This is a genomic window from Nocardia sp. NBC_01327, from assembly GCF_035958815.1.
In the GTDB taxonomy this organism is placed as follows: domain Bacteria; phylum Actinomycetota; class Actinomycetes; order Mycobacteriales; family Mycobacteriaceae; genus Nocardia.
Genome location: NZ_CP108383.1, coordinates 3612023 through 3626717 on the forward strand (window position 1 = coordinate 3612023; position 14695 = coordinate 3626717).

A 14695-nucleotide genomic window follows, 5' to 3' on the forward strand; every position below is an offset into this window, starting at 1 on the left:
GGGTCGGCCGGGTGGGGCGCGGACACTGGCCGGGACGTCGATGGCAGGTGCGGCGCGGGCTCGCAGGATGGATCGGGAACGGGCCGATCGGCCCGAACCGAGCGCGATCGTGAGGAAATGGCATGAGCGACAAGCAGGTATCCACCCGTACTCGAATTCTCATCGGCGGGGTGGCGGCAGTGGCGGTGACCGCGGGAGTCGTCGGCGTGGTGGCGTCCACTGCGGACAGCACCGAGCCCGGAACCACGTCGCCCGTCGTCGCGGACGCGGCGGAGGGAAATCTGCAGCAGAGTACGCATCTCACCGTGGCGGCTGCCACCAAAGCCGCGCAGGCGGCGCTGGATGCGGCGCGGCAGGAGAATCAGCGCGTCAGCGTGGCCGTGGTGGATCGCGACGGCAACACCATCGTGGTGCTGCGCGGGGACGGTGCGGGACCGCAGTCGTTCGATTCGGCTCGGGAGAAGGCATTTACGGCGGTGTCGTGGAATGCGCCCACCTCCAAGCTGGTGGAGCGGTTGTCGTCCGCGCCGCAACTGGCGGATATTCCGGGGACATTGTTCCTGGCCGGCGGCGCACCGGTGGTCGCCAAGGGCGCGCCGGTCGCCGGTATCGGTGTGGCGGGCGCGCCGAGTGGCGATCAGGACGAGAAGTTCGCGCAGGCGGGCGCGGCGGTACTCGGTCGCTGAATCCGGACGCCGAAGGCGATCAGATACAGCAGGCCGGGGAAGGCGGCGACGCGCTCCCACAATCCGAACTGCGCGGGTCCGCCGATCTTGGCCAGCATGAAGCCGATTCCCACGATCGCTGTCGTCCCCAAGGCTAATCCCAAGGCCCCGAGGCGGTTCCGGTCTGCTCGCCACAGCACCGCACCGATCAGGAATGTCCCGGCGGCGAGACTGCCGATCGCGATTGTCGCGCCCAGCACGTGCATGGTCTTGGCGGTGTCCTCGGGATTGAATGCGACCAGGCACAGGCCGATTCCCGCGAGGAAGACCAATCCCAGACCCAGCACGCCGATGCGACTCGGCGGCAGCGCGGGTTTCACGAGTGCTGCACCCACGCACATACACACCCCGGCGATCGTCCACGAGATATTGGTCGCGACGTGCCATGGCGAGCACACCCACGTATCGAGTTGATCGGAACGATGGCATGTCGCGGCACCAAGATCGCTGATCGCATTGCGCGACCAGCTGTACGGGGTGGTCCATCGACTCTGCGAGACGACCAGCATGACGAAGTACTGCGCCACCAGGATCCACGCGATACCGCCGATCGCTACCTGACGTGTTCGAGCATTCAAGGCTCCTCCGTGGTTGTCGGTGTCGTCGCGGCCTGTGCGCGCCCCGTTGCGCCTCGGCATCCAGTAGCTGATCATTTGCCTTCAGTGCGCGGCGGATTGCGGTGCCGACGCAATCATCCCGTGCAAACTCCCGGAGGCGTGCGTGCACTATCTGATCGGAAGTATCGGGTTGGCGTCTTTCCTGTTCCTCGCATGGTTGCCCAGCAGCGATCGACGGGCGGCGGGCGGGCGGCTGGGGCGCGTCGGGGTGCTGCTGCTCGTGCAGTTCGGACTTGCCCTGCTATTGCTGAAATCATCGGTGGGGGACACCGTGATCCATGCCGTCAGCTCGAGTTTCGATCATCTGATCACGTACGCCGGTACCGGCACGGCCTTCGTCTTCGGCGACCTGCCCAGGGTCGGTACGCAGCCCGCGATCTTCTTCTCGGTCCTCATGCCGATCGTGCTCGTCTCCGCCCTGATCGGGATTCTGCAGCATATTCGGCTGCTGCCGTTGATCATTCGCGCGGTCGGACAGGTGGTGTCCTGGGTCAGCGGATTCGGCAGGCTCGAATCGTTCAATGCGGTCGCGGCAATGCTGCTCGGGCAGTCGGAGGTGTTCATCTCCCTGCGCGACATTCTGGGCCGCATACCCGAACGCCGGATGCTGACGCTGGCCACCTCGGCCATGTCCACGGTGTCGGCCGCGATCCTGGGGGTGTACATGCAGCTTGTCGAACCGCGGTACGTGATCGCCGCCATCACCCTGAATCTCTTCGGCGCGTTCGCCGTCTCCGCGCTCATCAACCCGTATCGGACCACCACCCGCGAGGATGATGCCCTGCTCCACGTCGAGGACGCCGAATCCCGGGACAAGCCTTCCTTTTTCGAGATGCTGGCCGACTACATCCTGCTGGGTTTCCGGATCGCGATCACCGTCGCAGCCATGCTGCTGGGCTTCACCGCCCTGCTGGCCCTGATCAACGGCATATTCGCGGCGGTGTTCCACGGCACCACCTTCCAGGATGTGATGGGACACGCCTTCGCGCCGCTGGCCTGGCTGACCGGGATCTCCTGGGACGAAACCCGTTCTGCGGGAACGTTCATGGGCACCAAGCTGGTATCGAACGAGGTGGTCGCCATGCAGCAGCTGCACAGCCGCCAGACCCCGCTGTCGAGTCACACCATGGCGATCCTCTCCACCTATCTGGTGTCCTTCGCCAACCTCACCACTATTGCCATTGTCACCGGAGCGGTCCGCATCATCGATGCCGCCCAAGGCGCCCTCGTCGCCCGCAAGGGACTCCGCCTGATCTACAGCGCCACCCTGGTCAGCCTGATCAGCGCGACCGTCGTAGGTCTGGTGCAGTAATCCACCGCGACCGGAGGTGATTGCGGGTGCCGATCGCTAACCTCCGTGCAGCCAGCGGTCTTTCAGGGCCAGGTGGTTGTCCCACCAGGCCTGGATCTGCGCGGGGTCCGAACCCGCGGGAGGCGGCGGGGATTCGCCGGGGAAGAGCCAGTTGGCGTCCGGTGCACCGACTTTGGTCGAGGTCGGCGGGACGCTCGAGGTGGTCGGATCGGTGGTGGTGGTGGTGGTGACGGCCGGATCGGTGGTGGTGGGGTGCGCCGGATGGGTGCGTTTCGGGGGAGTGGTGATGATCGGCGCGGGATTGTCGGTGATCGGTTCCGGCGCGGGGGGCGGCGCGGGGCTATCGGTGATCGGTTCCGGCGGCGGGATCGGCGCGGGCGCTTGCGTTGTGGGAGCTAGTGCGGCGCTGGAGCCGGCGGGTGTCATGTGGACCTGTGCCACCGATGCGGTGTGTTCGCGGATCTGCACCAGGGTGAATCCGGTCGCGGCCAGTGTCGCCGCGGCGACGGCGACTCCCAGCAGCACCAGGCCGGGGCGGCGATTCCCCGTGGGAACCTCGGCATCGGGTCGGCTCGACTGTCCGGCCACCACCAGTGCGCCGCCGCGAGCCACCGCGTTCGCGGGGTCGGGCGCCTCGGTGACGGGCACGGTGAACCCGAGCCGCACCGCCTCGGCGACAGCGGGATCGGCCAGCGCCGAACCGCAGACCAGAACCGCGTCGGGCCGTAAACCCATGGCGTTCAGGATCGGCCAGATCCGTCCGATCGCCTCCTGCGTGGTGGGTGCGTCGACGACGCCGGTCGACCAGGAGTCCGCCGCCATGATCTGGGTGCGCCGGGGCGTGGCCAGGACGAATGCGGTGTGATGATCGAGTAGTTCGAGCACCATCAGATTCCCGGTGCCCGCCGCCTCCTGCGCCAGGGCCAGCAGTGCGACCTTGATCGAGACATGTGAGGCGCGCTGCCATATCCCGTCGGCGAGCGCCGAGACGGTCGCGCGCCGTTCGGTGACCGTGCGATACACGACCGCCACATCACTGATCTCCGGGGCGTCCCGGGCCAGCGCGTCGAGCACCTCGAGGACGACGGTATCGACCGATTCATCCCGCACCGGGCGTTCCAGCGCGCCTGGCCTCGGTGAATCCCGCTGTCTGCCTGCCGGATCCGGTAGTAGTACCCCGCGCACCACTGTCCGTTCCGCTGAAACTCCGCCGAAAACCCTCATCCGATCAACCTCTGTTTGAAAATGCACTTCTTCGGTAGTTCGTCATGCGCAGTCGAAACGATTGGCCGAAAGCCCAACTTTGTCGAAAGCCCAAATTTCGGGAAGAAATGTGCGGGAGGCCGGAAGGCCCGGCCGGTCGTCCACTGCGGTGACGAACCGGCCGGACCGGGTCAATTCAGCGCGGCTGACAGTCCGAGCTGTGTCGCCAGGGCGGCGGCGGTGGCGGGGAACCGATCGAGTAGGTCGGTCACCTCGCGGTTTCCGGCTGGTCCGGGTTGTTGCCAGCTGCCCTCGATGCCGAGGAGCCCGGCGAGTGCGTCGCAGGTGCCGGGGTGAGCGGCCAGTAGGCCGGTGACCGGTCCGCGCGATGCTGCCGCCATCGGGGTTGTGACCGCGGTGGATTCGATCGACCAGGGTGGCGTGAAGGCGTCCACCGCGGGGAGTGCGCCGGGGAAGGTGCGGGCGGCTTCCCGGACCAGTCCGGGGATGAGGTCGCCCGCCTGATCCTTCAGTGCGGTGATGAGCTTGGGTAGCCAGGGCAGCAGCACCGCGTCCGGCAGTGTGCCGAAGGCCTTCGACAATAGCTCCACCACAAAGGGTTTCAGTGCCGGGGCCGGGTCGATGGCCTGTACGAAACCGCTTACGTAGTGCGGAACCGTGGGCAGCACCAGCGGATTGGCGAGCATTGCGTCGCACCGCGCGCGCAACTCGGCCATGGTCAGCATGCCGAGCTGGAACCGCGCCGCCCACAGCAGAGCCACCTTGGCCGGCGCTTCCGGATGCGATTGCAGTACTGCCAATTCCAGCTGCGTGTGATCGCAACCCAGTGACAGTGCCAGGTTCTCCATCCCGAACAGGAAGCCCAGCATGGCCGCGACCTGTGCCGGTCCGGTCTCCTCGGCGGCGAAGGCGGTGGGCAGCAGGGTGCAGTAGTGCGAATACCCGGCCGTCACGAACCGTTCGCACCAGGCCGGCAGGCCGTCCTCGGTGGATCGGAAATAGTTGAGCAGCAGCCGGATTCGCCGCAGCACGACGGGCGCGTCGTCCACTGTTCGCTCGGCGGCGAGCAGTTCGACCGCACGGTTGCCGAGTTCGGCGGCGAGCCGGACCGACCCCAGATACACCAGCGCATCCTCGACCGCGCCCAGTGCGACCGCGGCCGTCGCATCCGGTGCGGTGACCGCACGCCGCAGGCGTTGCTCGAGCACCTGCTCCACCGAGACGCCCTCGTAGCCGAGCTCCACCAGCGACCGCTGATACTTGCCGAGCCCGATATCCCAGCTCTCCTGGATCGAGGTCTCGCCCAGGCCGCGCGAACCCATGATCGGCCGCAGTGCGTCCTGCGGCAGCAATCTGCGCAGCAGCCACAGCAGATCCGAGCACGGCCGCAGGTCCGGATTCGACTTCAGATCCAGCAGTGCGCGCTGCAGTGTCCGCTTGGACAGATCCATTCCGAGCGGTTGCAGCCGGTCGAGCACATCGCGGGCCAGCGGCGGCAGCGCCGCATAGCCGACCTGGCCGATGCGGTCGCCGCCGAGCAGGATTTCGCACAGCCGCCGCACATCCCGGCGTCCGGGCACCCGATCCTTTTCGATGCAGGTGACGGCCGCGTCCTGGAAGTCGTACGGTGTCGGCCGCGCGCGATTGCGCAAGCCCGCCAGCAGGATCGAGGTCTCGAAGATGGCAATGGCGTCGGCGGTGCTGGCCAGGTAGCCATTGCGCCGGGCCAGCCGGACGATATCCACCGACCATTCCAGCAGCTCGGCCTCGTCGAGCGGGTCCAGCACCGGCGGCCGCGACAGGAATCCCGAAAGCTGATCCGCCACTTCGGCTTCCGATTCGGCAGGGAGCAGTGGCAGCTTCTTGGCGGCCTTCTTCGCCCCCGGCTGGCCCTCCAGCTGGAACGGCTGCACTCTGCCGCGCCGCAAACCCTTCGCCCAGGTGGCCGCCGCGATCGACACCGCGCCGCCGGCCAGCCCGAACTGTGCCTCGATCGCGGAGTGGCTGGACGGAATCAGCCCGTAGTGCCAGGTGGTGGCCGAGCGCGGCGAGATCTCGAACGCCGCGTCCGACTCCAGTCCGAACTGTGCGACCGGGCTGGCCGCATGGGCCGCGCCGCATACGTATAACACCCGGGCCGGGTCGATCCTGTTGGCGGACAGGTGTTCCCGCATACGGGTCCACATGTACCGTTCGCGATCTTCGTCCTCGGCTGTGCTGCCGCGCCGCAGCCGCCGGAACAGGCTGCCGATCATCACCATGACCTGGCGGTAGGTGTCGTAGTCGGCGTCCGCGAGCGGTTGTTCGACGTACTGATCCCACCATTCCGACCAGTGCCGGACCTTGCCGTGGTGCAGCAGGTGTTCTTCCAGTTCCGCGAATCGCGGTCGCAGATCACCGATGTCGATGCCCACCGCCGCGCCGTGCAGGCCGTCGTCCTCGGGCTGCTCGCCATCGCCGGGCGTCTGCGCCGAGTCCGCGGTGGGCGCCCACTGGAAGACGTGATCGGTGGACCGATCCACCAGCACCAGTTCGACGCCCGGCGTCTCGAGCGCATAGGCGATGGCCTGGTACTCGGCCGAGGATTCGGTGATCGGCGCGACCACCGACAGCGGCGCCCACTCCGCCGGGAAACCGGTGGTGTCGGTGGCGAAGGCCTGCAGCGCCACGGGCAAGCGGCAGTTGCGCAGCTCGTCCAGCAGCGGCCGCAGATCCTCGCACAGTTCCAGATAGATGACGCTCGGCTGCTTTTCGCGCAGCCGCCGCACCATTGCCAGACCGGAGGCGGGGGAGTGGTGGCAGACCGGGAAGATCTCCAGCCGCTCCGTCAGCGCCCGGTCGACATCGTCGACGATGCCCGCCAGAATATCGCCCGCCGCCCCGGGGGCCCCGGCGAACGCGACGGCCGCGTTCGCCAGCTGATCCCGCAGTGCGCCAAAGGTATTCGGCGCGGGCCGAGTATCGGAGACGGTCATGAGAGCCTCGCGATCGCGGCCCGGCCGCCCTCCAGGAACTCGCCCCAGGGCGCCTTGCCCTTCTTGTCCCTGGTGCGCGGCTCGACCACACCGTGCAGGTACTTGTTGAGAATGGCCAGGTCCTCGGGCTGCCGCCGGGCCAGAGATCCGACCAGCGACCCGGCGAGGGTTTCGGCGCTCAGTTCCTTCGCACCGAAGAACTGGCTGTGCAGAATGGCGTCCTCGAGCACGCCGATCTGCTCGGCGGTGGACAGTGCCGACTCCAGTTTGTCGTCGTCGCTGGTGGCGGCGGCCGCGGCGGCGCGCAGATCGGCGAAGCTCTCCAGCAGGATGTCCAGCAGGGTGGGCGGCAGTTCCAGCTCGAGGGAATGCCGGCGCAGCAGTTCCGCGGTGCGGAAGCGCACGATCTCCGCCTCGCTCTTCTTATTGGACACCACCGGAATTCGCACGAAATTGAAGCGCCGCTTGAGCGCCGAGGACAGATCGTTCACACCCCGGTCGCGGCTGTTGGCGGTGGCGATGATGGAGAAGCCCGGTTGCGCGAACACCACATTGTCATCGTCGAGTTCGGGAATCGAGACGTACTTCTCCGACAGGATGGAGATCAGCGCGTCCTGCACATCGCTGGTGGATCGGGTGAGCTCCTCGAAGCGGCCGATCACGCCCTGCTCCATGGCGGTCATGATCGGGGACGGGATCATCGACTCCCGCGACTGACCCTTGGCGATGACCATGGAGATATTCCACGAGTACTTGATGTGGTCCTCGGTGGTGCCCGCGGTGCCCTGCACCACCAGCGTGGAATTGCGGCTGATGGCCGCGGCGAGCAGTTCGGCCAGCCAGCTCTTGCCGGTGCCCGGATCGCCGATGAGCAGCAGGCCCCGGTCCGAGGCCAGGGTGACAATGCTGCGCTCGACGAAGCTGCGGTCACCGAACCACTTCTGGCTCACCTCCCGGTCCAGTCCGTCGGCGCGTTCGGAGCCGAGAATGAACAGCCGCACCATCTTCGGGCTCAGCCGCCAGGTGTAGGGCTTGGGGCCGTCGTCGATGGACTCCAGCCAATCGAGTTCCTCGGCGTACTTGATCTCGGCGGGGGCGCGCAAAACGTCGTTCATGAGGTCTGTGTCTCCTAGTCGAGAAAGTTCTTGAGTTCGTGCACGAGCTTCTGGATGCGTCCGGAAAGCACCGGGGTGCCCAGGGCTTTGAACCGTTCGCGGAACCACGGATTGACGCTCTGATGGCCGGAGCTGTTCACCGAGCCGACCGGGATGAGCTTCACCCCGGAGCGGTGCACCGCCTCCATGGACTCGAACAGCGGCTGTGAGCGGTCGAACTCGTAGAAGTCCGAAATCCACACCAGCACGGTGTTTTTCGGGTCGGTGATCTTGGGCTGGGCCATGGCCATGGCGATCGGGCCGTCATTGCCGCCGCCGAGATTGGTGCGCAGCAGCACCTCGAACGGATCGTGCACCCACGGGGTGAGATCCAGGGCGCGGGTGTCGTAGGCGATGAGATGCACATCCACCTTGGGCAGGCCCGCGAAGATCGACGCCAGAATGGTGCAGTTCACCATGGAGTCGACCATGGAACCGGACTGGTCCACCACCACGATCATGCGGGCGGGGACGGTGCGCTTGGCGGTCTGCCGGTAGTAGAGCCGGTCGACGTAGAGGCGCTCGTCCTGGGGGTTCCAGTTGGGCAGGTTCTTCCAGATGGTCCGGTCCACATCCAGATTGCGCAGAATGCGTTTGGGCGGGACCGAGCGGTCGACGGTGCCGACGCTGGTCTGCTGCACCTGGGTGCGCAGGACCTCGGCGACCTCGTCGATATAGCGGCGGATCAGGCGTTTGGCATTGGCCAGGGCCACGCCGGACAGATTGTGCTTATCGCGCAGCAGCTGTTCGATGAGCGACATGCTCGGGGTGAGCTGGGCGGCCAGGTGTGGATCCGCCAGCACTTCGCGCAGCCGCATACGGGACACCAGCTCGCCTTCGAGGCCGGTGAGCACACCCTGTACCGAACCGGCCTGCTCTTCGCCCAGGCAGCGGCGCAGCCACTGGGCATCGGACTGCCAGCCCGCCAGCTGGGTTGCGCTGACCTGACCGGAGCCGGTGGCGAAGACGTTCAGCAGCAGCTTGGAAACCAGTGCGGCAGTGCGGACATCGGCCGCGCCGATGGAGTGGGGCGTCGCGGCGACGGCCTCGCTCGGCTCGGCCTCGGTCCCAGCATCCCCGGTCCCAGCATCCCTGGTCCCGGTATCCCCGGCCTCGGAGAAATCGAGGTTGTCGAATTCCGCCTGCATCTCCGGATACCGTTGCACCACATTGTCGATGGAGATGCCCGGATCGAGCACTGCCAGCGGCAATCCCAGATCGTCGACGATCCCCGCGCTCGCCTGCTCCAGCGTCGGCTGCTGATCCCCGGTGAAGACGCCGGCCAGCAGACGCCAGTACAGGATCTGGCGCCGTGTCTCGTGATTTGTCATTTGCGCAGCAACCGTCCCGCGCGCTCGCGCAGCACCGCCACGGCATCGCCCGACTTCGCCTGTGCCTTGGCGACTTTCGGATCGGTCGGGCCGAGTGCCCAATCGCCGTTGTGGAAGGCGGTGAGCACCGTTTTGACCTTGCGCTGTACGGCCAGCGGTCGCACCGACCAGCCGCTCGCATCCCAGCGCAGCAGTCCGATCAGGGTGCTGGAACCGGTCACCCCGGCTGCGGTGAGCGGACCGGCGGACGGCAGTGCGTCCAGCTCCACGCGGATGCGCTGCCCCTCCAATTCCAGTACACCGTCGCGGAACCGGTACCCCTCGAGCAGAACCGGTACTGCGATATGCACCGGATCGCGATCCAGCGGTGCGACGGCCGGGGCCTGCGCCTGCGGCAATTGCACGGTGGCGGTGACGAACGGATCGGCGGCCTCCCCAGCCTTCGCCCGATCGTCCTCCCACAGCAGGTCACCGGTGGCCGTCAGCGGCATATCGGTGAGCTCCAGCGCGCGGTGTTCGGCCAGTGCGGTGAGCAACTGCCGATGCGCGCCCAGCAGCTGCCACACCGCCGGTCCCACAATGGTGTCCACCTTGGCCGCCGCGACAGATGCGCGCACCTGGCGTGCCGGTGCGCCCGCGGTCTCCAGCACGCCGTGCACCTGAACCTGTACGGCGGTCCCGTGCTCGTGCACGTCCACGCCCAGCGGTAGCAGGCGGCCCGAAACCGATTCGGGTGCAGCCGATTCCGTGCCGCGCCAGGACAGCAGCAGGGCGCGTGCCCACAGATCGGCCCAGCGGCGCGCCGGTATCCGATCCATGGTGGCGATCGGCGCGCAGGCGCCCAGTTCGGCGGTGAAGCCGTCCAGCAGTATCGCCAGCCGGCGCAGCGCGGGGTCGGCCAGTAGCGCTTCCACGGTGCGATCCGCCGCAGCGACCAGGTCATGGTCCACGCCGCGCCATCCCGCGATGGCCAGTTCGCCGAGCCAGGCGCGGGAACCCGCCGCGAGTGGGGTTGGTGCGGCGGTATTCGGCGCGGCTTCCCACTCGAATCGATTGCGGCCCAGTGCTTTATCGGTCTGTTCGACCAGTGCGTCGTGTACCGAGCCCAGGAGGGCGGCACGGGCGGCAGCCAATGCCGTCAACTCATCCGTGCCGATCGCCCCGGTGCTCACCTTCGATACCGCCGCGGATACCGCCCCGGTCAGTGGCGATCCCGCCACGGCTCCGGCCAGCGCGGTCAGTGCCGCGCTCTGCGGTTCCGAAACCCGGGCGAAGCCATTGACCAGTGCGGTATCGAACCCGCCCACGATCTCCAGGGCATCCGTGACTCCCGCGGGTGCGTCCGCCAGCGCGGTCAGCTGTACTGCCCGCATCAGCGACCCACCCCCGCCGGAAACCAGTGCAACTCCGGAATCGGCGTCGCGCTACCGGGCAACTCCAGGTAGGTCAGATGCCGCAGGAACCGGCTGAACACCGCGGCGGCCGGAGCCGGATCGCGAGTTCCCTTGAGGCAGCTGGAAAGTCGGGAACCCTCGGGTACCTCGACCCGCAGGAACCGGGCCACCCGGTCCTGCCCGTACTGCAGCACCGCTTCTTCGATGAGCGAATCCAGATGCTTGCAGCCCCACCCCTGGTTCAACCCGCCGCACGGCCGGTTGTTATTGGTGCTGCAGCTCAACCCGTGCGTCCCCGCGGTCACCGAGGCCACGTACACGCGTGAAATATCGGACCCACTCGACACGACCCCCTGCAAGCGCCCGTCGGCCAGCTCCACGAACGGCACCTTGTTCAGTTTGCGTGGTGCGATAGTGGGCAAAACCCTTACGACAGAAGCGCTTTCCCACGCCGGTTGCTCCGGCGCGGCGCTCGAATTCGAGTCCATCGTTCTCCCTCCCGATCGATCAAGATGCGCTCAAGGTATGTGACCGCACCGACAAGTTCCGCCGGTATCCGTGCGCCATACCGTGCGCCACGCGCACGGGTTGTGGCGTCGGAGGAGCCGGGCGCGGTATGTTTTGTGAGATCTACGGGAAAGCTGCTGGCGGGGGCGGTCGACCGTAGTCTGGGGACGCGTCGGGCAGCTTGATTTATTAAGGGGCACAGTGTCTTTCAGTGGGTGGTCGCAGCGTGTCCGAATACTCGTGGCCGTCGCCTCGGCGGTGACCGCGGCGGTGCTCTACGCCCCGGTGGGGCATACCGATCAGGGGCCCGCGGGTGCGGCGCCCACCGATGCCACTGAATGGCAGAGCTGGATCGACCACACGGTGCCGAAGCCGGTGCTGCCGCCGGCGCCGTCGCCCCCGAACGCGCAGTTGTCGCCCGAGCTCGCCTCGCTCTGGCGGTCCACGCTGTCGCCCGCCAGCGGTGATCCGCTCTTCGATGATTGGCCGAGCGGGTTGGATGCCCTGAAGCCCGGTGATCCGATCGAGGTCCGGGACGTCACGGCGACTGCCGCGCCACTGGCCGGGGTGCCGATCTCCCGGGCACTGCTGTTGAAGTTCCGGACCACCGGGGCCTCAGGCGGGGCGTCGTTCGGCACCGCCACCCTGCTCATCCCGGCCGCGAGCTGGACCGGTCCGGGTGACCGGCCGGTGCTGGTGAACGCGATCCCGATCAATTCGCTGGGGCTGCAGTGCACGCCCAGTTATGCGATGGCGCACGGTGTGAACAGCAAGTTCAGTGTCGGGGATCTGTTCCCGCCCGCCACTTTTCTGGCGCTGTCCCGGGGTTACGGGGTGCTCATCCCCGATCACGAGGGGCCGCGGATGGCCTACGCGGAACCGCGGGTAGCCGGGCACGTGATGCTGGACGCCATGCGATCGGTTCGCGCCGTGGAGCCGAATACGCTGGGGCAGAGCAGGTTTGCCATCGGCGGCTATTCCGGCGGCGCGATCGCCGCCTACGCGGCGGATATGCTGCTGGGGGAGTACGCGCCGGAGTTGTCCGGGTCGCTGGCGGGTGTCGCGCTGGGCGGGCTGGTCACCGACTATCGAGAAGTCGCACACCACTTCGACGGTGGTCTCGCCTCCGGGATCCTGATGGTGGTCGCGCTTGCCTTCGCCCGCGAACATCCCGAACTGCTGAACCAGCTGAACAACCTCGGCGAATGGCTGGCCACATCCCCCGTCAAGGACACCTGCGGCGACAGCAACGGCATTCTCGGCATCACCGGCGTCCCGATCGAGATCGCCACGAACAACGCCCACCCCCTCGACACCACGGTCGCCGCCGCCATGTTCGGCAATTCCGACTTCCGCGACCGCACATCCGCTGCGCCGCTGTACATCTACCACGGCATGCTCGATATCTGGGTCCCCGAAACCGAATCCCTCAACCTCTTCGCCGACCAGTGCTCCCGAGGCGTCCCCGCCGTCTACCGCTCCATCCCCGGCGAACACACCATCACCCTGATGGTCGGCTTCCCCGGCGCCATCGACTGGCTCGATCAACGACTACGCGGCGACGCAGCCCCCAGCGAATGCCCCGCCCCACGCCCGGGATCCTGAATCCGCCGCACGCGCCCAGACCCGAAGTCTGAATTGTCCTTTGTAGCCCGCGGTTGGCGGGGCAAGCCCCGCTACGACGTGCAGATCGCGGTGCTGAACCGGGTCGTGGACGCCGATGCCCTGGCCTCGACCATGCGAGCGTGCCCGAGCGTGAACATCTCGGTGCGCGATCGCGACGGGTCGGAGCAGGTCATCGACTGGGAGGTGCCGGTGCTCAAGGACATCGCGGGCGCGGGGCAGGTGCGGGAGATGCCGTACATCCGGGAACTGGGCAATAAGAGCTCCGGCAGTATGCCCACGGCCGCTGTCGTGCGCTTCGCGACGGTGGGCGCCCGCACCGTGGTCGAGTACATCAGCGGCAACCTCGGTTCCTTCCGGCCCGAAATGCCCGCCGAGAGCATCGCTTTCGGCGACCGGCTGCTGGCCACGCAGGTGGCCAAACTGCAGCGCTGACCCGCGCTGCCTGTGCCTGTCGGTGCGCTCCGTTAGTGTCTGGGAATGCACAGGACGCGGCTTCTCCGGGCTTGATCTGCTGCTGGATCACCGTGGGTGGGCAATCGGTGATGTGATGGAGGCAAGCCTTGCGTTCGGCCCGGATTGCAGCTGGCTGCCGGTTCGCGGGGTCGGTCACAGCACTGGAGGAATTGCACATGGCGCATCCCGAGAGTTCGATCGATGGCAACCCGCTTCTCCCGGATCGAGAGGTGTCCTCGGAAGCGGTTGCGGTATCGGGTGCCGATCGTGGCATTCGCCGAGAGTTGTTGTTGATGAGGGCATTTCAGAGCCGGATCGGCGGGCCGGTGCTGCGGCGTTTTGCCGATCCGCAGCAGATTCTGGAGCAGGGGATGGCGTTCTGGTCCTCGCGGGTTGTGCTCACGGCGGTCGAGTCCGGGGTTTTCACCGAGTTGGCGGTGAGTCCGCTGTCGGAGCCGCAATTGCGGGACCGGCTCGGGTGGCATCCGCGAGCCACCGGGCCGTTCCTCGGGGCGCTGGTCGATATGGGGCTGCTGCGGCGAGATCGCTCCGGGGTCTACACCAATTCGCGTCAGGCCGCACTGTTCCTGGACCGCGCCAAACCGAGCTATATCGGCGGGTTGATGGAGCTGTCGAGCACCCGGCTCTACGACCTGTGGTCGGGGCTGGGGGATCTGCTGCGGACCGGCAGGCCCGGGGCCGAGGAGGAACACGGCGAGAGTGAATTCTTCTCCTCCCTCTACGGCGACCGGGCAGCGCTGCGGAACTTCCTGGCCGGGATGACCGGAATCTCGACCGGCGAGGCGATGCTCATCGCCAAACGCTTTCCCTGGCAGCGCTTTCGGACATTCGTGGATGTCGGCGCGGCGCAGGGGGCGCTGCCCGTGCGGGTCGCGCTCACCCACTCCCATATCAGCGGGGTCAGCTACGACCTGCCCGCGGTGGGCCCGATCTTCGAGGAATACGTCGAGTCGTTCGCGCTGAGCGACCGGATCGGCTTCGTCGCGGGCGATATGAACGACGGCCCACTGCCGAGCGCGGACGTGATCTGCTTCGGCCACCTGCTGCACGGCTACAGCGAAACCAAGCGGCGCGAACTGATCGCCAAATCCTACGAGGCGCTGCCGCCCGGTGGCGTGCTGCTGGTCTACGACGCCATGACCGATCCGGGCGGCAGGAACAATCTCATCAGCTTCCTGTCCAGCTTGAACATCATGCTGGAGATGCGCGAGGGCTTCGAAGCCACAACCACCCAGTGCTCCGGCTGGCTTCGCGACGCGGGATTCACCCACATCAAGAAGCGGCATCTGATCGGCCCGACCTCGATGGTGTTCGGGCGCAAACCGGGACGACTGCCCGCCTCGTCATGAGACGAAC

Annotated in this window: 12 protein-coding genes; 5 read left to right on the plus strand and 7 right to left on the minus strand. The window is 67.1% G+C overall.

The genetic code is table 11. The annotated features are described in order from the left end of the window. Window positions 1–122: 122 nt before the first annotated feature. Window positions 123–686, plus strand: a complete 564-nt coding sequence (locus OG326_RS16180) for a GlcG/HbpS family heme-binding protein (RefSeq protein ID WP_327145459.1) — start codon at window positions 123–125, stop codon at window positions 684–686. On the opposite strand, the gene OG326_RS16185 is transcribed toward OG326_RS16180, so the two are convergent. Beyond that, complete coding sequence (locus OG326_RS16185; protein ID WP_327145460.1) at window positions 638–1303, minus strand: DUF998 domain-containing protein; 666 nt, start codon at window positions 1301–1303, stop codon at window positions 638–640. The two genes, OG326_RS16180 and OG326_RS16185, sit on opposite strands and share 49 nt — an antisense overlap. 142 nt (window positions 1304–1445) lie before the next feature. Between OG326_RS16185 and OG326_RS16190 the strand changes: the two genes are divergently transcribed. Next, window positions 1446–2654, plus strand: coding sequence for a NupC/NupG family nucleoside CNT transporter (locus tag OG326_RS16190; RefSeq protein ID WP_327145461.1), 1209 nt, complete (start codon window positions 1446–1448; stop codon window positions 2652–2654). Window positions 2655–2690: 36 nt separating this feature from the next. On the opposite strand, the gene OG326_RS16195 is transcribed toward OG326_RS16190, so the two are convergent. The 6 genes from OG326_RS16195 to OG326_RS16220 all read right to left on the minus strand — a co-directional run bounded on the left by OG326_RS16195 (window position 2691) and on the right by OG326_RS16220 (window position 11220). Beyond that, entirely contained in the window at window positions 2691–3764 is a 1074-nt protein-coding gene (locus tag OG326_RS16195) for a hypothetical protein (protein ID WP_327145462.1), read from the minus strand. 284 nt (window positions 3765–4048) lie between these two features. Then, window positions 4049–6853, minus strand: coding sequence for a DUF5682 family protein (locus tag OG326_RS16200; protein WP_327145463.1), 2805 nt, complete (start codon window positions 6851–6853; stop codon window positions 4049–4051). Then, window positions 6850–7968, minus strand: coding sequence for an ATP-binding protein (locus tag OG326_RS16205; RefSeq protein WP_327145464.1), 1119 nt, complete (start codon window positions 7966–7968; stop codon window positions 6850–6852). The genes OG326_RS16200 and OG326_RS16205 overlap by 4 nt, the downstream gene beginning before the upstream one ends. Window positions 7969–7982: 14 nt before the next feature. Further along, on the minus strand, window positions 7983–9338 hold the full coding sequence (locus OG326_RS16210; RefSeq protein WP_327145465.1) for a VWA domain-containing protein: 1356 nt from the start codon (window positions 9336–9338) through the stop codon (window positions 7983–7985). Next, window positions 9335–10711 (minus strand): hypothetical protein, encoded by a 1377-nt coding sequence (locus tag OG326_RS16215; protein ID WP_327145466.1) that lies wholly within the window; start codon window positions 10709–10711, stop codon window positions 9335–9337. Before OG326_RS16215 ends, OG326_RS16210 begins: the two co-directional genes overlap by 4 nt. After that, window positions 10711–11220 (minus strand): hypothetical protein, encoded by a 510-nt coding sequence (locus tag OG326_RS16220; RefSeq protein WP_327145467.1) that lies wholly within the window; start codon window positions 11218–11220, stop codon window positions 10711–10713. The genes OG326_RS16215 and OG326_RS16220 overlap by 1 nt, the downstream gene beginning before the upstream one ends. A gap of 220 nt (window positions 11221–11440) precedes the next feature. Between OG326_RS16220 and OG326_RS16225 the strand changes: the two genes are divergently transcribed. From OG326_RS16225 to OG326_RS16235, 3 genes are all read left to right on the plus strand, one after another. Further along, window positions 11441–12844, plus strand: a complete 1404-nt coding sequence (locus OG326_RS16225; RefSeq protein ID WP_327145468.1) for a lipase family protein — start codon at window positions 11441–11443, stop codon at window positions 12842–12844. A 33-nt stretch (window positions 12845–12877) separates the two neighbouring features. Next, entirely contained in the window at window positions 12878–13297 is a 420-nt protein-coding gene (locus OG326_RS16230; RefSeq protein ID WP_327145469.1) for a hypothetical protein, read from the plus strand. Between the two features lie 314 nt (window positions 13298–13611). Then, complete coding sequence (locus OG326_RS16235) at window positions 13612–14688, plus strand: methyltransferase (RefSeq protein ID WP_327145470.1); 1077 nt, start codon at window positions 13612–13614, stop codon at window positions 14686–14688. The last annotated feature ends 7 nt before the right edge of the window (window positions 14689–14695 follow it).

Bases quoted from the DNA above. Each gene is read 5' to 3' on its own strand.
- OG326_RS16180 (WP_327145459.1), top strand. From the start codon at position 123: ATGAGCGACAAGCAGGTATCCACCCGTACTCGAATTCTCATCGGCGGG.
- OG326_RS16200 (WP_327145463.1), bottom strand. From the start codon at position 6,853: ATGACCGTCTCCGATACTCGGCCCGCGCCGAATACCTTTGGCGCACTG.
- OG326_RS16205 (WP_327145464.1), bottom strand. From the start codon at position 7,968: ATGAACGACGTTTTGCGCGCCCCCGCCGAGATCAAGTACGCCGAGGAA.
- OG326_RS16210 (WP_327145465.1), bottom strand. From the start codon at position 9,338: ATGACAAATCACGAGACACGGCGCCAGATCCTGTACTGGCGTCTGCTG.
- OG326_RS16215 (WP_327145466.1), bottom strand. From the start codon at position 10,711: ATGCGGGCAGTACAGCTGACCGCGCTGGCGGACGCACCCGCGGGAGTC.
- OG326_RS16220 (WP_327145467.1), bottom strand. From the start codon at position 11,220: ATGGACTCGAATTCGAGCGCCGCGCCGGAGCAACCGGCGTGGGAAAGC.
- OG326_RS16235 (WP_327145470.1), top strand. From the start codon at position 13,612: ATGAGGGCATTTCAGAGCCGGATCGGCGGGCCGGTGCTGCGGCGTTTT.